The 16,553-nt window shown below is 71.7% G+C and carries 14 protein-coding genes; 7 read left to right on the top strand and 7 right to left on the bottom strand.

Annotated elements, in window-relative coordinates; genetic code table 11:
- Positions 1-112 precede the first annotated feature (112 nt).
- Positions 113-1,513 (bottom strand): SWF or SNF family helicase, encoded by a 1,401-nt coding sequence (locus tag ACGFR7_RS24720; RefSeq protein ID WP_393323161.1) that lies wholly within the window; start codon positions 1,511-1,513, stop codon positions 113-115.
- Entirely contained in the window at positions 1,510-4,584 is a 3,075-nt protein-coding gene (locus ACGFR7_RS24715; protein ID WP_393323158.1) for a DEAD/DEAH box helicase, read from the bottom strand. The genes ACGFR7_RS24720 and ACGFR7_RS24715 overlap by 4 nt, the downstream gene beginning before the upstream one ends.
- Positions 4,585-4,730: 146 nt before the next feature.
- Between ACGFR7_RS24715 and ACGFR7_RS24710 the strand changes: the two genes are divergently transcribed.
- Positions 4,731-4,913, top strand: coding sequence for a hypothetical protein (locus ACGFR7_RS24710; protein WP_030077786.1), 183 nt, complete (start codon positions 4,731-4,733; stop codon positions 4,911-4,913).
- Between the two features lie 272 nt (positions 4,914-5,185).
- On the opposite strand, the gene ACGFR7_RS24705 is transcribed toward ACGFR7_RS24710, so the two are convergent.
- Entirely contained in the window at positions 5,186-5,968 is a 783-nt protein-coding gene (locus ACGFR7_RS24705; protein ID WP_393323156.1) for a hypothetical protein, read from the bottom strand.
- An 89-nt stretch (positions 5,969-6,057) separates the two neighbouring features.
- On the opposite strand from ACGFR7_RS24705, the gene ACGFR7_RS24700 reads away from it, so the two are divergent.
- Together ACGFR7_RS24700 and ACGFR7_RS24695 are read left to right on the top strand one after the other, a co-directional pair.
- Positions 6,058-6,495 carry a hypothetical protein gene (locus ACGFR7_RS24700; RefSeq protein ID WP_393323153.1) on the top strand — a complete coding sequence of 146 codons (438 nt, stop codon included), beginning with the start codon at positions 6,058-6,060 and terminating at the stop codon, positions 6,493-6,495.
- A gap of 135 nt (positions 6,496-6,630) precedes the next feature.
- Entirely contained in the window at positions 6,631-7,524 is an 894-nt protein-coding gene (locus ACGFR7_RS24695; protein WP_393323150.1) for an oxygenase MpaB family protein, read from the top strand.
- 141 nt (positions 7,525-7,665) lie between these two features.
- Here ACGFR7_RS24695 and ACGFR7_RS24690 read toward each other — a convergent pair whose 3' ends face one another.
- On the bottom strand, positions 7,666-8,289 hold the full coding sequence (locus tag ACGFR7_RS24690) for a class I SAM-dependent methyltransferase (protein ID WP_393323147.1): 624 nt from the start codon (positions 8,287-8,289) through the stop codon (positions 7,666-7,668).
- Positions 8,290-8,738: 449 nt separating this feature from the next.
- Here ACGFR7_RS24690 and ACGFR7_RS24685 point away from each other — a divergent pair, with 449 nt between their 5' ends.
- A complete protein-coding gene (locus tag ACGFR7_RS24685) occupies positions 8,739-9,353 on the top strand; it encodes an ATP/GTP-binding protein (RefSeq protein WP_393323144.1) in 615 nt (204 codons plus the stop codon).
- A gap of 57 nt (positions 9,354-9,410) precedes the next feature.
- Here the strand turns inward: ACGFR7_RS24685 and ACGFR7_RS24680 are convergent, their stop codons facing one another.
- A complete protein-coding gene (locus ACGFR7_RS24680) occupies positions 9,411-9,839 on the bottom strand; it encodes a PPOX class F420-dependent oxidoreductase (RefSeq protein ID WP_393323142.1) in 429 nt (142 codons plus the stop codon).
- A gap of 165 nt (positions 9,840-10,004) precedes the next feature.
- Here ACGFR7_RS24680 and ACGFR7_RS24675 point away from each other — a divergent pair, with 165 nt between their 5' ends.
- The gene (locus tag ACGFR7_RS24675) at positions 10,005-10,412 is read left to right on the top strand and encodes a roadblock/LC7 domain-containing protein (RefSeq protein ID WP_393323139.1); all 408 of its coding nucleotides are present in this window, start codon (positions 10,005-10,007) and stop codon (positions 10,410-10,412) included.
- 80 nt (positions 10,413-10,492) lie between these two features.
- A complete protein-coding gene (locus ACGFR7_RS24670; RefSeq protein WP_393323136.1) occupies positions 10,493-11,383 on the top strand; it encodes a DUF6397 family protein in 891 nt (296 codons plus the stop codon).
- On the opposite strand, the gene ACGFR7_RS24665 is transcribed toward ACGFR7_RS24670, so the two are convergent.
- Positions 11,380-12,243, bottom strand: a complete 864-nt coding sequence (locus tag ACGFR7_RS24665; RefSeq protein ID WP_393323134.1) for an acyl-CoA thioesterase — start codon at positions 12,241-12,243, stop codon at positions 11,380-11,382. The genes ACGFR7_RS24670 and ACGFR7_RS24665 overlap by 4 nt on opposite strands.
- Positions 12,244-12,295: 52 nt before the next feature.
- Positions 12,296-14,809 carry a DEAD/DEAH box helicase gene (locus ACGFR7_RS24660; RefSeq protein ID WP_393323131.1) on the bottom strand — a complete coding sequence of 838 codons (2,514 nt, stop codon included), beginning with the start codon at positions 14,807-14,809 and terminating at the stop codon, positions 12,296-12,298.
- A gap of 861 nt (positions 14,810-15,670) precedes the next feature.
- On the opposite strand from ACGFR7_RS24660, the gene ACGFR7_RS24655 reads away from it, so the two are divergent.
- A complete protein-coding gene (locus tag ACGFR7_RS24655; protein WP_393323128.1) occupies positions 15,671-16,462 on the top strand; it encodes a metal-dependent hydrolase in 792 nt (263 codons plus the stop codon).
- The last annotated feature ends 91 nt before the right edge of the window (positions 16,463-16,553 follow it).

Below are 16,553 nucleotides of genomic sequence, written 5' to 3'. Positions count from 1 at the left end.
ATCAGCGCCCACCCCGGCGGCGGAACTGAGCCGTCAGCAGCGGGCGTTGACCCGCGCCGCCGCCCTGGCGGGCCCTTCCCCCGCACCCCCGGGCTCCGCCCCCTCCCTCCCCTCACCCCTCGGCCGACAACGCCGCCCAGGCGCTCGCCGGATCGTCCGTGGCCGTGCCCGCGGGCGCCCACTGCCCGCTCTCCCTGCGGTACGGCCACCAGCGGCCGTCCCGCCCGTAGCGCAGCTGGACCTCGCCGCCGGCCTCCGTCCACCGGTTGCGGGTGGCCCGCAGCCGCGGCCGGGCCTCGCCGTCCTCCCAGGAGGCCGCGAGCCGCCCGGTGGCCCGCGCCAGCTCCTCCGGTTCCGGTGTCCAGTCCTCCTCCAGGACCGCGAGCCCGGCCGGGCCGCCCAGTTCCCAGGCCCGTACGGCCAGCGACAGCGCCCGCGCATCACGCCCCGAACCGGCCGCCAGCCGCGCCGCTATGGCCTCCCCGGGGCCGGCCGCCGCCAGCCGGACCGCGTCCTGAGCGGGGGTGAGCACCGGCTGCAGCGGGGCGTCCGGATGCCCGGCGGAGAGCGCATCCGCCAGCAACCCCCGGGCGCGCCCCGCCGCGTCCCCGATCAGGAACTCCAGCGCCGCCGCCGCCACCCCGGGCGCGGGCGGGGTGGCGCCGGCGAGCACCGGCGGGACGCCCGGTGCGGCGACCGGCGGTGCCGCGGGCAGCGGCGGCACAATGTCGCGCGCCGCATAGGCCTCCACCGCCGGCACCCCCGAACCGGGACGCTCCGCCGCCCCGTCCCCACCCGCTGCCCCGCCTCTGCCCGCTGCTCCGGCCTCGCCCGCCGGCCCTTGCGCCCGCGCCGCGCTGCGTGCCTGCAAGGCGTCGAGCAGTTCCCGCTCACCCCGGCCGCGCAACAGCAGCAGGACGAACGGATCCTGGTCCAGCAGCCGGGCCAACTGGTAGCACAGCGCGGCCGTGTGCGCGCAGTGGTCCCATGCGCCGCAGCTGCACTCCGCCTCCAGGTCACCGATGCCCGGCAGCAGTTCGATCCCGGCGGCTGCCGCGTCCCCGACGAGTACTGGCGGCATGTCACGGTCCAGCAGCGCCGCGATATGCCCGGCCCGGTCCGCGACCAGGTCGAGAAGGCGGTCCCAGTCCGCCACGCCCAACTGCTGCAACAGGACGTCGGACCGGTGCCGCGTATGGTCGCGGTCCTGGACGACCGCGGTGATCCGGCCGCAACGCACCGAGACCGCGCCGACCGCACCGGCCCGCGCATGCCGCCTGCCCAGCTTCAGCTGCTCGCCGTCCAGCGCGGTGTCCTCCAGCGCCTTGAGCCACGCCTGCCCCCACCAACTCCGCGCAAAGGCCCGCCCGCGTGCCGGGGGCAAGGCGCCGAACGTCCGCTCACCGGCCGCCGGGTCCCTGCCGTCCGGATGCCTCTCCTGCGCCGATTCCCTCTCGTCGGGATACAACTCCTGGGCCGGGTCCATCGCTTCTTCCCCTCCGGGCCTCGTCATCGCTCACTCCCTCGCAGTGCGACCAGGTCCGCCAGCGCGGCGTCGGTGAGTTCGGTCAGCGCGGCCTCACCGGATCCCAGCACCGCGTCGGCCAACTGCTGCTTACGGGCGAGCATGTCGGCGATCCGGTCCTCGATCGTGCCCTCCGTGACGATCCGGTGGACCTGCACCGGCCGGGTCTGCCCGATGCGGTACGCGCGGTCGGTGGCCTGCGCCTCGACGGCCGGATTCCACCACCGGTCGAAGTGGACGACATGCGACGCCCGGGTGAGGTTCAAACCGGTACCCGCCGCCTTCAGCGACAGCAGGAACACCGGCGTCGCGCCGTCCTGGAAGCGCTGCACCATCTCCTCGCGGCGGGCCACCGGCGTCTGGCCGTGCAAGAACTGCGTGGGCACCCCACGCGCCGCCAGATGGCTCTCCAGCAGCCGCGCCATCTGCACATACTGAGTGAACACCAGCACGCTCGAACCCTCGGCCAGGACGGTGTCGAGCAGTTCGTCCAGCAGCTCGACCTTCCCCGAACGGCCCGCGATCCGCACCGCTGCTGCCGCCTGCCCCCGGTCCGCCGGGCCGCCGCCTTCCTTGAGGTACTGGGCGGGGTGGTTGCAGATCTGCTTGAGCGAGGTCAGCAGTTTGACCACCAGCCCGCGGCGGGCGAACCCGTCCGTCCCGGCGATCTCAGCAAGCCCCTCGCGCACCACGGCCTCGTAGAGCCCGGCCTGCTCCCTGGTCAGCGCCACCACACGGTCGGTCTCCGTCTTGGGCGGCAACTCCGGCGCGATCCCCGGATCCGACTTACGGCGGCGCAACAGGAAAGGCCGCACCAGCCGGGCAAGCCGCTCGGCCGCCGCGCCCGCCTCCGGGGACGCCGCCGCACCGCCCTCGACGGCCTGCGCATAGCGCGTCCGGAACCGGCTGAGCGGCCCCAGCAATCCGGGCGTCGTCCAGTCCAGGATCGCCCACAGTTCCGACAGATTGTTCTCCACCGGGGTGCCGGTCAGTGCCACCCGGGCTTTGGCGGGCAGGGTGCGCAGTGCCTTGGCGGTCGCGGAGAAGGGGTTCTTGACGTGCTGCGCCTCGTCGGCGACGACCAGCCCCCAGCCCACCTGCGCCAGCTTCCCGGCGTCGAGCCGCATCGTTCCGTAGGTGGTGAGCACGAACTCGTCGTCCGCCGGCTTGGCCAGGCTGCGCCGCCCGCCGTGGAAGCGGCGCACCGGCGTGCCCGGCGCGAACTTCTCGATCTCGCGCTGCCAGTTGCCCATGAGGGAGGCGGGGCACACGACCAGTGTGGGGCCGGCCGAGGCGGGGTGGGTCTGCCGGTGCAGATGCAGGGAGATGAGTGTGATCGTCTTCCCCAGCCCCATGTCGTCGGCGAGACAGGCGCCCAGCCCCAGCGACGTCATCCGGTGCAGCCAGCCGAGTCCGCGCACCTGGTAGTCGCGCAGCGTCGCGGTGAGCGCCGCCGGCTGCCGGACAGGTGCGGCACCGTTGGTCTCCGGGTCGGCGAGCAGCTCGCGCAGCCGGGCCGGCCACCCGGAGGCCGTCACTTCCACCCGGTCGCCGTCCGGGGTCTCGGCGGATCCGGTGAGCGCGGCGCCGAGCGCGTCGAGCGGCGTGATCTTACGGTCCGGCCGGTCCCGGGCGGCCCGCACCGCCTCCGGGTCGATCAGCACCCACTGGTCGTGCAGCCGCACCAGTGGCCGTCCCGCTTCGGCGAGCCGGTCCAGCTCGTTCCTGTCCACCTCCTGGCCGCCCACCGCGAACCGCCAGCTGAAGGAGAGCAAGGCATCCGCCGACAACAGCGAAGGCAGCCCCGACTCCGGTCTCTGCCACCCGCTGCCGTCGCCCGCCTCGGGCGAGCCCACCACGGCCCGGCTGGTCAGCCGGCGCGCCAGGTCCTTCGGCCAGTGCACCTGCACCCCGGCGGAGGCCAGCGCACGACCGGCCGGACCGAGCAGTTCGGCGACTTCTTCCTCGGCCAGATCCAGCGCCCCGGGTACCGCGGCGGACAGCAACGGCGTGAGCGGCGCCCAGACATCCGCCGCACGACGCAACGCCAGCAGCGTGTCCATCCGTGCCTGCGACCCGAAGGCCTGCCCGGCGGGCGACGCCCCCGCCCACACCTCGGCGGCATCGGCGACCAGCGTCGGGTCGGTGAGGCTGTGCAGCTGGAGCACGCCGGTGAAGGTGATGTCGGGGCCGTCCGTGGGGTCCGCGCTTTCGGTGGTGTGGCTGGACCGGGTGGCTTGGGTGGCCTGGGCGGCCCCCGAGGTCTCGGTGCTCCCCGCGTCCTCCATGCCCCGCACCTCCACCCGCAGCGAGATCCGTACGCCCGCGTCGTGGCCCGCGGCGACCTCCGCGGCCCAGGCGCGCTGTTCGGGGATGTGCTGCGGTGCCTGCACCGCGAAGGCCGGCGCTCCGGTGACCAGCGCCGCCCCGGGGGAGCGCGGCAGCCCGTCCGCCACCGCGTCGAGGAAGGACCGGACCTGCCGCTCGGGGTCCGGCAGCTTTGGCGGTGCGGAATCCGGCAGCGGGACGGCGTGCGCGTACGGCGGCATCGCGGCGGCGAGATCGCGCAGCCGCTCGACGTCCACCGGGTCGAGCGGCCCCAGCCGCCAGGCGTCATACCCGCCGGGACTCACCCCCGGCAGCAGCCGGCCGCGTGCCGCGAGCTGCAGCGCCAGCACGGACGCGGCCCCCCAGAAGGCGGCGGCCGGATGGGTGCCCCGGGCGGCCCGCGCGCGGGTGAGCACCGGCACCGCCTCGGCAACCGACAGGACCAGCGCCGGGACCTCGCACAGGGATACCCCGCCGCCCTCGTCCGGCAGGACCACCGCCAGCCGTTCCGCCGCCCCGCCCTCCCCGTCCGCCGCGCCGCCGTCGCCGCCCGGAGCCCCGCCTTCGCCGTCCGTCGCACCGTCCGCGCCGTGTGACTCTTCCACGGGTCCGCCATCGGGGCGCCAGAAGGCCACCCGCCCGGCACGTGGCGGATCCGACGGCAGGAAAACCGCCGCACAGCGGGACAGGGCGGAGATCCGAGCGGGCGTGATCGCCGGGAGTGGTGTCACCGAACATGGCTCCTCAAGTTTGACTACTGGCGTCTGAAGCGCCCGAGAGTACAGGACGGCACACGGATACCTGGAACCTGTTGCGCAAAAACGGCGTTCAATGGAGTACACAGAGCGCGGCGCAGGCCGCGGAAGGGGCGTGAAGGATGTCCACACAGGCGAAGGTCGCGGTCGGCGGCGTCGCGGTGGGAGTGATCCTGCTGTGGCTGCTGCCCTTCTGGGCGGCCCTCTTGGTCATGGTCGGGGTCCCGGCCGTCGCGTATCTGACGCTCGACTCCTCCCAACGACGCCGGCTCCGCCGCGTCAGCCGCAAACAGATCGGCCGCTGACCGCGCCCGAGCGGACTCCCGCGCCGCGCCGTCCGTCCTCCTCGTGCCCCGCGGCACCGGGACCGGCGGCGCATTCGCCCCAGCGCAAGGGGAAGGGCCCTGGTGGGAGGGGAACGGCTCTGGCGGGAGGGGGCACAGGCCCTGGCGGGAGGGAAGAGGCCTTGGCCCGTTCCGGCGTCTCCCTTCGTCTCCCGCCGCCGTCCGTCCCGTCCCCCCTGTCCCGTCCTTCCCCCCCCGTCCCCTCGCGCAACGGTCCACCGAAGCGGTCCGCCTCAGACCGGCCGCGCCGCCAACTCGTCGAGCGACGACAGCAGCGCGGGAAGCGCAGGCCCCCGCCCCACCGGATGCACCTCACCCGGTTCGTCGTCCAGCAGCACGAACGCAATGTCATCGGTACGCGCGACCATGCTCCAGCCAGGGCCGTCGACCCGCAGGGTCCGCGCCTTACCGGCCGCGAACGACGACCGCACCCGCCCGGGCGGCGGCGGCTCGCTCACATAGCCGCGCGCCTCCTCCAGCACCCTCCGCACCCCCTTGTGTGCATGATCCCCCGGCTCGGCGAAGGTGTCCTCGTCATCCACCTGCTCGCGCCACGCCGCCCACTGCATGGCGATCTCGTCCGCGCCGAGCCGCCGTTGCGCAGGCCCCCACTCCTCGGCATCCGGCGGCGTGAGCGGCGCGGGGTCGCCTTCCTGTGGCTCCGGATCGTGCGGCTGCGGCACCCCCGGGGCCGCCACCGCGAGCGAGAGCGGCCAGCCGGGAAGCGCCCCGACGATGCTGTGCTCCCCGGGGGAGAGGTCGTACTCCATCCCGCAGTCCCAGGCTGCGATCGCACAGGCCACCAGCGACACGTCCTCCGTCGCCACGGTCCAGCGCGCGCCGTCACTGTCCTGACCGAGGACCAGCCCGTAGCCCTCCGCGTACGGTTCGAGGCCGAGGCCCGCACACACCTCGGGGTAGTCGTCGCCGAGTACGCTCGGGAACTGCGCGGGCGTCAGCAGCACCGCCGTCAGCACGAACAACTGGTCGTTGTCGGCGCTCTCGGTCGTGGGCACGCGAGCCTCCCCATCCAATCCATCGCGGAGTATGTCGGCGCACCTTAATTGGCTTGGTACGGCCTTGTCACCAGCCGTACGCTGCGCAGATGTGTTTTTACAGCAGCCGGATGCACTTCGTGTGCCTGGGTTGCCGGGCCGCGTGGAAGAAGACGGTGACCTCACGGGGACCGGGCCGCTGCCCGCAGTGCCGCGCCGAGCTGATCGACGCGGGCGCCGACCTGGCGGTCCCCAGGCGGCGCGACACAGCAGGCTGGCGGGCTCTGGAGGCCGTCCTGCGTGCGGGACTGACCTTCCACGGCGGCTGCTGCGGTACGGGGCCCGGTTACCGCCCGCGCACCCCGCGCGAGGTCCGGGAACGGCTGGCGCTCGCCGGCCGCACCGGGATGCCGCTCAACAAGGCGCTGGCCGTGGCGGATCCCACACGCACGGACCGCTACGGCGTCGACGCACGCACCCCGGGGCGCGGCACCCGCACCGCACAGCGCGCGACCGGTGTGCCCCGCCGCGCACGCGAGATCTCCTGACAGCAACACCATGAATCCGGCCACCGCACGGCGCGATCTGACGCCCGTCACACCCCTTAACAACCGCCCACGCCCCTAAAATTGGCGGGTCGGCGTACGTCGGCGCACGTCGGCGAACGAAGGGACGGATATCAGGTGCGGCGCTACGACTGGTTGAGGGAGATCCGGCGGCTGGACCCGGAGCGTGACTTCCTGCGGATCTACCGCATCATCGCGACCCATGAGTTCCCCTGGGACATCACCAGGGCCCTGGAGCTGGCGCTCTACCGCACCTACGCCGTGCCGAGCATCGGCCGGCTGCTGGCCGAGACCGCCGAACTGACCGGCCGTACGCAAAAGCGCTATGACGACACCGCGCTCCTCCTGGACGCCGTCGTCGAGCACGGCTTCGACGGGGAGGACGGCCGGACGGCGATCCGCCGTATCAACCAGATGCACCGCAGCTACGACATCAGCAACGAGGACATGCGCTATGTCCTCTGCACGTTCGTGGTGACGCCCAAGCGGTGGCTCGACGCCTTCGGCTGGCGACGGCTGACCGCGCGGGAACGGCATGCCATCGCCGTCTACTACCGCACCCTGGGCCGCCATATGGGAATCACCGGACTCCCGCAGACCTACGAGGACTTCGAGCGGTGCCTCGACGCCTACGAGGAGGCGCACTTCGGCTGGGACGAGGGCGCGCGAAGGGTGTCGGACGCCACGCTGGACCTGATGGCGGGGTGGTACGGCCCGCTCGCTCCGGTGGTGCGCGGAGCGAGCATGGCCCTCCTGGACGACGCACTGCTGGAGGCGTTCCGGTACGAGCGGCCCAAGCCGGCGGTCCAAAAGGCGGTACGCACCGCTCTGAAGCTGCGCGCCAAGGCCGTGCGGTTGCTGCCGCCTCGCCGCACTCCCCACTACGCCCGCCAGAATCCCGAGATCAAGGGTTACCCGAAGGGCTTCCGGGTGGCCGAGCTCGGCACCTTCCCCTCCCGCCGCACGGGCAGTTGCCCGGTGCCCCATGGGGAGGGCCCGGCGGCGTCCTGAGCGGCAGGGACCCGGGCCCCTCCGCCGGGCAGCCGGTTCCCGGGCAGTTCCCCCGGGTGGCTCGGTATGCCCGGTACGCCCGCTGGCCCGGTACGCCCACTGGCCCGGTACGCCCGCTGAACCGGTACGTCTGGCGGCCCGCTACGCCCGGCGTACCGCCAGCGCCAGGTAGCGGGAGTCGCGGTCCTCGTACCGGATCAGGTCCCAGCCGCACTCCGCCAGGAGGGGCCGCAGATTCGGCTCGGCCCGCAGGTCGTCGGGGGTGATCGGGCGGCCCTTGCGGGCGGCGAGGGCCGCCCGCCCGATGGGGTGGAAGAGCGCCAGCCGGCCACCGGGACGTACGGTCCTGGCGAGTTCGGTGAGGCCGCCCGCCGAGTCCGGCAGGTGGGAGATGAGCCCGGCGGCGAAGACCGCGTCCAGCGCGGCGTCGGGTAGCGGCAGCCGGGTCACGTCGGCGAGCAGCAGTGCCGCGTAGCGGTCGCGCCCGGCCCGTACGGCGGCCTGCAGCATCTCGGGCGTGAGATCGGCGCCCAGTACCGTCCCGCGCGCTCCCACGGCTTCCCGGAGCGCGGGCAGCGCACGCCCCGTACCGCAGCCGGCGTCCAGCACCCGGTCGCCCTCCCTGAGGCCCAGCTCGGCGGTGCCCGCCGCATAGGCGGGACCGTCGCCGGGGAACTTCGCGTCCCAGCCGGCGGCGCGTGGCGCGAAGAACGCCCGGACCTCGTGCGGGCGGTCGGCGTGGTGGTCGCCGTGCTGGCCGGTCATCGGGCTCCTCCGGGGCGGAACGGTCGGCGAGAGGGAGACGGTACAAGGCTACGGGGGGCTGCGTTCCACTCCCCCTGCCGAAGTGGCTGCCCTGGCCGAACCGGCGGCACCGGCCGCGCTGACGGCACCGGGCCGCGCTGGCTGCGCTGACCGCACCGGTCGTCGGGGCGCCCGTATTCCACCCCGCCCCCCGGACGTGACTTGCTCGGCCGCACGCCGGCCCGGTGGTGCCCCACAGTGGTTCAACTATCACGAAGGGGGCGGTTGATGGGCTTCTTGATCCGAACACGTGGCGGCTTTGGCGAATCCGGGGACATCCCCCTCAGCGGGAGGTACGGTCCACGCCATGGATTTCGGACGGCCCTCCGCCGCCGAAGGCTCCCCTCGTCGAGCCGTGGATCCGTACACCCCGTGACGCGCAGGACCCTGCATCCTGGAGGAGACGGCAGATGAACGCCGCACAAGGGGCCCCGGAGGGCGCAGCCCCGGACCCCGACGCCGAGTTGACCCTGAAGATCTTAGTCGCGGGCGGCTTCGGCGTGGGCAAGACGACCCTGGTGGGCTCGGTCAGCGAGATCCACCCGCTGCGCACGGAGGAACGGCTCAGCGAGGCGGGCGAGACGGTGGACGACACCGGGGGAGTGGACGCCAAGGGCACCACCACGGTGGCGATGGACTTCGGCCGCATCACCATCAGACAGGGCCTGTCCCTCTACCTCTTCGGCACCCCCGGACAGGACCGCTTCTGGTTCCTGTGGGACGACCTGTCGGAGGGTGCGCTGGGCGCCGTGGTGCTGGCCGATACCCGGCGGCTGCAGGACTGCTTTCCGGCCGTCGACTACTTCGAGCGCCGTGCGATTCCGTTCCTGGTGGCCGTCAACTGCTTTGCGGAGGCCCGGTCCTACGGGGCCGACGAGGTCTCCCGCGCACTGGACCTGGACCGTGGTACCCCGGTGGTGCTCTGTGACGCGAGGGACCGGGACTCCGGCAAGGAAGTCCTGGTCCGGCTCGTCGAGCACGCGGGGCGGCGGCACTCCACCAGGGTGCTGGATTCGGTGGGCTGAGCCGACGGGCGGAGGTGGCGCGGATGCCGGACGGCGCGCGCCACGCACCCGCAGCCTTCAGCTTGCGACACCCGCGAGGGCGACGGCCTTGTCGATCCTGACCCGGACCAGCACCTCGCCCGGAACGCCGTTGCGCGCGCCGTACTCCTGCGCACGGTCCTCGCCCATGTAGCGGGCCGCGATCCGGGTCGCCCAGTGGCGGACGTCCGTCAGATCGTCGCTGATCTCCGCCGTTCCCTGTACGGACACGAAAGCGAACGGTGGCCGATCGTCATCGACGCACAGTGCCACTCTGCCGTCGCGGGCGAGATTGCGGCCCTTGACCGTGTCCGCACCGGTGTTGAACACCAACTCGTCACCGTCCATGAGGAACCACACCGGTGCGAGGTGCGGGCTTCCGTCGGCCCGTACGGTCGCCAGCTTGCCGGTACGCGTGCCCTCGGAAAGGAACCTCTGCCACTCATCCTTCGTCATCTTGTGTGCCATGCCGACATCCTCATCCATGCGGCACAGGCACGCGCCGCGTGCCACGCCGGGCTGGGGAGCCGCTTGCCGAGACGGCGGAGGTGGGACAGGCTGGCACGGCAGTTCGCGGTCCGCGGGCTGCCGTCCGGCCAGGGATGCGGACGGGGATACGGGGAGGAAGCAGCAATGGCATTGAGCAGCGGACTCGACTGGCTGCTGGACGATCTGACCAAGCGGGTGCAGAAGGTACGGCACGCGTTGGTGCTCTCCAACGACGGGCTGGTGACCGGGGCGAGCGAGAGACTGGAGCGGGAGGACGCCGAACATCTCGCGGCGGTCGCCTCTGGACTGCACAGCCTCGCGAAGGGCTCGGGGCTCCACTTCGGAATCGGCCGGGTGCGTCAGACCATGGTCGAATTCGACGACGGAGTGCTGTTCGTGACGGCCGCGGGAGACGGCAGCTGTCTGTGCGTGCTGGCGGGCGCCGACGCGGACATGGGGCAGATCGCCTACGAAATGACGCTGTTGGTCAATCGCGTCGGAGAGCATCTGGGCGTCGCGGCCCGCCAGCCGGAAAGTTATCCACAGGTCTGAGGGCGGGGGTTGACCCGCTGTCGCCACCGGCCGCTATCGTCGTCACTGTCAGTGATCGACCGAGTTGCGGGGGAAGCGACATGACAGTGGTGTGCGACGGGCAGCAGACGCTCACGGCGGGGCGGGCGGCCCGCGAACTGGAGTTGAGGACAGGCGAGTTGGAGCTCGCGACCCAGCTCGGAGAAGTGCGGACGGTCGCGGCCGGGGCCGGCGGCCGGCCGACCGGAGCCGGATCGCTCGGCCGGCGCCGGGTTCCGGCGGGGGAGATCGCCCGGCTGCAGGCAGAGCCGGGCTTCCCGGACGCGCTCCGCGAGCGGATCCGCGCAGTCAGCACGACCGAGGCCGCCGCTCTCATGGGCATCGGGCCCGGCCGGGCGGTCCGCCTGACCCGGGCGGGCTGTTTGGGCCCCGTCCGGTTCTATGTGAACCGCTTCGGCGCGGTGGTCTGGCTCTATCTCGCCGCCGAGGTCGCCGACTTCGCCGACCGTGAACCCGACCTGATGCGGGGCAACACCCCGGCGGCGATGCGGGTGATGCTCGACAGCGGACAGGACTGGCGGGCCCGCCAGTGGCGCAGCCGGCGGATCGCCCAGCTCATGGGGCAGACCGACGACCCCTGGGAAGCGGCAGGGGTGATCGCCGCCGTGCTGCCGCCGGAGGAACTGGCCTCGGTGGCCGAGAACCCGCTGGAGCGGTGCCTGCTGCGCCGGCTCAGGCCCACCCTGGCCTCCGTGATCACGGTGACCCCGGCCGCCAGGGAATCCTTCGAGCGCGTACTGACGGCAGATGAGTTCGACGAAGTGCTGTGGTACCGCGTCCACCTCTCGCGCTGCCTGGAAAGGGCCCGCAGGGAAGACCCGGGCCGCCCGCGGACACCGGCCGCCGTACCCTCCGCCGTCGCCCGCCCGGGTCAGTCCCCGAGCTTTCTGAACAGCCCTTCCTGGGATGGTCTTGCGCGTCCGCGTTCTTAGATAGGACGAAAGAGCCCCTCCTGGACGACCGAAACCAGCAGTCTGCCCTCGCGGTCGTAGATTCGTCCGCGGGCCAGGCCGCGGCCTCCGGTGGCGATGGGCGACTCCTGGTCGTAGAGGAACCACTCGTCCGCGCGGAACGGACGGTGGAACCACATCGCGTGGTCGAGCGAGGCCATGTCGAACCCGCGCGGGCCCCAGAGGGGTTCGACGGGGATGCGGACGGCGTCCAGCAGCGTCATATCGCTGGCGTAGGTCAGCGCGCAGGTGTGTACGAGCGGGTCGTCGCCCAGCGGCCCGACCGCGCGCATCCACACCGCGCTGCGGGGTTCCGCGCCCTCGATCTCCTCCGGGGTCCAGCGCAGCCGGTCGGCATACCGGATCTCGAAGGGCATCCGGCGTGCCATCCGCTCCAGCGACTCGGGCAGGCTGCGCAGGTGCTCGCGGACCTCTTCCGCGACCGTCGGCAGCTCCTGCGGGTCGGGAACCACCCGACGCAGCGGCAACTGGTGATCGAAGCCGGGTTCCGGCTTGTGGAAGGAGGCGGTCAGATTGAAGATCGTGCGTCCCTGCTGGACGGCGACGACCCGGCGTGTGGTGAAGGACCGCCCGTCGCGGACCCGCTCGACCAGGTACACGATCGGCACCCCGGGCCGGCCCGGGCGCAGGAAGTACGCATGGAGCGAGTGGACCGGGCGGTCCCCTTCCGTGGTCCGCCCGGCAGCCACCAGCGCCTGGCCGGCGACCTGCCCACCGAAGACCCGCTGCAACGATTCCTGCGGGCTGCGGCCCCGGAAGATGTTCACCTCGATCTGTTCCAGATCCAGCAGATCGACCAGCTTTTCGGCGGGATTGGTCATGACCGGTGGCCCTCCGTCAGATCCTTCGGCGGCCTCGGTCGAAGCCGTCGCCTCACAATTGACCCACGTCCGTGACCCGTACCACCGCGCGCCCCTCCTCGTCGGAGGCGGACAGGTCCACCTCCGCGGAGATGCCCCAGTCGTGATCACCGCTCGGGTCGGCGAAAGTCTGCCGCACCTTCCACAGTCCGTGCTCGGCATCCTCCTGAATCTGCAGCAGCTTCGGGCCGCGCGCGTCCGGACCGGTGCCCAGCTCGTCGTATTCGTCCCAGTAGGCGTCCATCGCCTCGCCCCAGGCGTCCACGTCCCAGCCGGAATCGGCATCCATCTCGCCGAGCTCCTCGACCTTGTCCAGCGCCGCCAGCTCCACCCGCCGGAACATCGCATTGCGCACCAGCACCCGGAAAGCCCGCGCATTGGACGTGACCGGCCGGACCTGATCGGCCCGCTCCGCGGCCTGCTCGGCCGTCTCCACCTCCGGGTTGGCAAGCTGTTCCCACTCGTCCAGCAGGCTGGAGTCGACCTGGCGCACCATCTCGCCCAGCCAGGCGATGATGTCCTCGAAGTCCTCGGACTTCAGGTCGTCCGGGACGGTGTGGTCCAGCGCCTTGTACGCACTCGCCAGGTAGCGCAGCACGATTCCCTCGGTGCGGGCCAGCTCGTAGAAGGACGTGAACTCCGTGAAGGTCATGGCGCGTTCGTACATATCGCGGATGACCGACTTCGGCGACAGCGGATGGTCGCCGACCCACGGGTGGCTCTTGCGGTATAGGCCGTAGGCGTGGAAGAGTACTTCCTCCAGCGGCTTGGGGTACTCGACGTCCATGAGCCGTTCCATGCGCTCTTCGTACTCGACGCCGTCGGCCTTCATCTGGGCCACCGCCTCGCCCCGGGCCTTGTTCTGCTGCGCGGCCAGGATCTGGCGCGGATCGTCCAGCGTGGACTCCACGACCGAGACCATGTCCAGCGCGTAGGAGGGCGACTCCGGGTCGAGCAGGTCGAACGCGGCCAGCGCGAATGTCGACAGTGGCTGGTTGAGCGCGAAGTCCTGCTGAAGGTCCACGGTCAGCCGGACGATCCGGCCCTCGGCGTCCGGCTCGGGCAGCCGCTCCACGATCCCGCCGTCCAGCAGCGAGCGATAGATCGCGATGGCCCGCCGGATGTGCCTGAGCTGATTCCTGCGCGGCTCATGGTTGTCCTCGAGCAGCTTGCGCATGGCCTCGAACGCATTGCCCGGCCGCGCGATCACGGACAGCAGCATCGCGTGGGTCACCCGGAAGCGGGAGTTCAGCGGCTCCGGATCGGAAGCGATCAGCTTCTCGAAGGTGTTCTCACCCCAGTTGACGAAGCCCTCCGGCGCCTTCTTGCGCACCACCTTCCGGCGCTTCTTGGGGTCGTCGCCCGCCTTGGCCAGCGCCTTCTCGTTCTCCACCACATGCTCGGGAGCCTGTGCGACCACAAAGCCCGCGGTGTCGAAGCCGGCGCGGCCGGCGCGGCCCGCGATCTGATGGAACTCCCGTGCCCGCAGCGTCCGCACCCGCGTCCCGTCGTACTTGGTCAGCGCGGTGAACAAAACCGTACGAATCGGGACGTTGACCCCCACGCCGAGGGTGTCCGTGCCGCAGATGACCTTCAGCAGACCGGCCTGTGCCAGCTTCTCGACGAGCCTGCGGTACTTCGGCAGCATGCCGGCGTGGTGCACGCCGATGCCATGGCGGACATACCGCGACAGATTCCGGCCGAACTTGGTGGTGAACCGGAAATTCCCGATGAGCTCGGCGATCTGGTCCTTCTCGGCGCGTGTGCACATATTGATGCTCATCAGCGCCTGCGCCCGCTCGACGGCGGCGGCCTGGGTGAAGTGCACGATGTACACGGGCGACTGCCGGGTCTCCAGCAGCTCGGTGAGGGTTTCCGTCATCGCCGTCGTGCGGTATTCGTACGACAGCGGCACCGGCCGCGTCGCGGAGCGCACCACCGACGTGGGCTTCCCCGTGCGCCGGGTCAGATCCTCCTCGAAGCGCGCCATATCGCCGAGCGTCGCCGACATCAGAATGAACTGCGCCTGCGGAAGTTCCAGCAGCGGAATCTGCCAGGCCCAGCCACGGTCCGGCTCGGCATAGAAATGGAACTCGTCCATCACGACCTGGCCGATGTCGGCGTCCTTCCCGTCCCGCAGCGCTATCGAGGCAAGGACCTCGGCAGTGCAGCAGATGACCGGGGCATCGGCGTTGACCGAGGCGTCACCGGTGAGCATGCCGACGTTCTCGGTGCCGAACATCTTGCACAGGTCGAAGAACTTCTCCGAGACCAGCGCCTTGATGGGGGCGGTGTAGAAGGTGACCTGATCATTGGCGAGCGCGGTGAAGTGTGCACCGGCCGCCACCAGGCTCTTACCGGAACCGGTCGGGGTGGACAGGATGACGTTCGCCCCGGAGACCACCTCGATCAGCGCCTCCTCCTGGGCAGGGTAGAGCGAAATGCCCTGCTGCTCGGCCCAGCCCGAAAAGGCTTCGAAGAGGGCATCGGGGTCGGCGTCGTTCGGGAGATGATCGATGAGGGTCACGCCCCCATACTGCCTGTCTTCGGCCCGGATCAGGGAACCGGCGACTCGGAGGGAGGCCGGCTCAAGATCGACGAGGCCCGTGGCCCGCCCGCCCGGAAGGCCCCCGGACCTCGCTGCCCCGGCCCCGGCGCCGGCTCCGGGCACCCTTCCGGCGGCCCCGGCCCGCGGAGACACGTCCCGTTGCGGCGCGGTCCGGAGGGGGCGGTACGGCGCCCTCACCCTCCGTACAGAGTCAAGGGCGCGCTGTTGGTGCCGGCGAGCGCTCTCCAGGCCGTCGCGCCATGCGCGCGTGGCGCAGATCACGCGGCGGGCGTGCGGCAGGGTGGACGCCCGATTCGTTCCGTCCGTCGTCCGTCGTCCGTCGTCCGTCGTCCGTCGTCGGCCACCGGCCACCCGTCGTTGGTCGCCGATCACCGGCCACCGATCACCGACCACCGACCACCGACCACCGACCACGGTCGTCGGTCACCGTGGGGGAGGAGGCGCGTAAGGCGGACTCATGGGTGGGGGCCAGGCAGGAGGGGTGTCCCAACGGCGCTGGCCGTCAGAGCAGTTGGTTCCATCTGCCGGGCGCGCTCCGGTGGCGTCGTCCGGGACGGTAGGCAGGAAGGGGTGCGGGGCGAGCAGTTGACCGAGGGCCGGTGCCGAGGGCCGGTGTCTGTCCTGCGGTCGGTCCTGCGGATGCTGTGCCCGTGCGCCCGTGGGGACGTGCGCTCACCCCCTCCTCGTAGGGAGATCATCTGACGCTACGCTGAGTCGCCGACCGGGCGTCAGAGGTGCGGCTCAGCAGTACGAGAGACGCACCGTCCGCGCCGGAGCACGAGCGCAAGAGAACCAAGAGAACAAGGGGTGGGAACAACCATGATGGGACCGGCGCACTCACTGTCCGGGGCCGCGGCCTGGCTGGGGGTGGGCGCGGCGGCCGCTGCCGCCGGACATCCCATGCCCTGGCCGGTGCTCGTCTGCGGAGCTCTGATCTGTGCCGGTGCGGCGCTCGCCCCGGACCTCGACCACAAGTCCGCGACCATCTCGCGGGCCTTCGGGCCGCTCTCGCGGTGGCTGTGCGAACTGGTCGACGCGATCTCGCACGCGGTCTACAAGGCGACCAAGATGCGCGGTGACTCGAACCGCAACGGAGGCCACCGCACACTGACCCACACCTGGGTGTGGGCGGTGCTGGTCGGCGGCGGGATGTCGCTGCTGGCGATGCAGGGCGGCCGCTGGGCCGTCCTCGGCATCCTCTTCGTCCATATGGTGCTCGCCATCGAAGGGCTGTTGTGGCGGGCCGCACGGGTCTCCAGCGATGTGCTGGTGTGGCTGCTGGGTGCCGCCGCGGCCTGGATCCTGGCCGGCGTTCTCGACCAGCCGGGCAACGGCGCGAGCTGGCTGTTCAGCGAACCGGGGCAGCAGTACCTCTGGCTGGGGCTCCCGGTCGTTCTCGGAGCGCTCGTCCATGACATCGGCGATGCCCTGACCGTCTCGGGCTGCCCCGTCCTGTGGCCCATCCCGATAGGCCGCAAGCGCTGGTACCCGGTCGGCCCGCCCAAGGGCATGCGCTTCAAGGCCGGCAGCTGGGTGGAGCTGAAGGTGCTGATGCCGGTGTTCATGGTGCTGGGCGGCGTCGGCGGCCTGAGTGCGCTCGGTTATCTCTGACCTGCGCGGCCCGGTCACCGGGGGCTGACACGGAGGTATGGGGGAGGTCCTGCGTCCTTCCCGGGGGCCCGCGAGGCGTACGCGCTCGCGG

The sequence above is a fragment of the Streptomyces sp. NPDC048516 genome (assembly GCF_043199875.1).
Classification (GTDB): Bacteria; Actinomycetota; Actinomycetes; order Streptomycetales; family Streptomycetaceae; genus Streptomyces.
The sequence above is the reverse complement of the archived record's forward strand: the minus strand, read 5'-3'. Positions and strand labels throughout refer to the sequence as shown.

Excerpts from the sequence above, each read along its gene's own strand:
- ACGFR7_RS24690 (WP_393323147.1), bottom strand. The coding sequence starts at position 8,289 with ATGACCGGCCAGCACGGCGACCACCACGCCGACCGCCCGCACGAGGTC.
- ACGFR7_RS24680 (WP_393323142.1), bottom strand. The coding sequence starts at position 9,839 with ATGGCACACAAGATGACGAAGGATGAGTGGCAGAGGTTCCTTTCCGAG.
- ACGFR7_RS24655 (WP_393323128.1), top strand. The coding sequence starts at position 15,671 with ATGATGGGACCGGCGCACTCACTGTCCGGGGCCGCGGCCTGGCTGGGG.
- ACGFR7_RS24685 (WP_393323144.1), top strand. The coding sequence starts at position 8,739 with ATGAACGCCGCACAAGGGGCCCCGGAGGGCGCAGCCCCGGACCCCGAC.
- ACGFR7_RS24710 (WP_030077786.1), top strand. The coding sequence starts at position 4,731 with ATGTCCACACAGGCGAAGGTCGCGGTCGGCGGCGTCGCGGTGGGAGTG.
- ACGFR7_RS24720 (WP_393323161.1), bottom strand. The coding sequence starts at position 1,513 with ATGACGAGGCCCGGAGGGGAAGAAGCGATGGACCCGGCCCAGGAGTTG.
- ACGFR7_RS24675 (WP_393323139.1), top strand. The coding sequence starts at position 10,005 with ATGGCATTGAGCAGCGGACTCGACTGGCTGCTGGACGATCTGACCAAG.
- ACGFR7_RS24665 (WP_393323134.1), bottom strand. The coding sequence starts at position 12,243 with ATGACCAATCCCGCCGAAAAGCTGGTCGATCTGCTGGATCTGGAACAG.
- ACGFR7_RS24670 (WP_393323136.1), top strand. The coding sequence starts at position 10,493 with ATGACAGTGGTGTGCGACGGGCAGCAGACGCTCACGGCGGGGCGGGCG.
- ACGFR7_RS24700 (WP_393323153.1), top strand. The coding sequence starts at position 6,058 with ATGTGTTTTTACAGCAGCCGGATGCACTTCGTGTGCCTGGGTTGCCGG.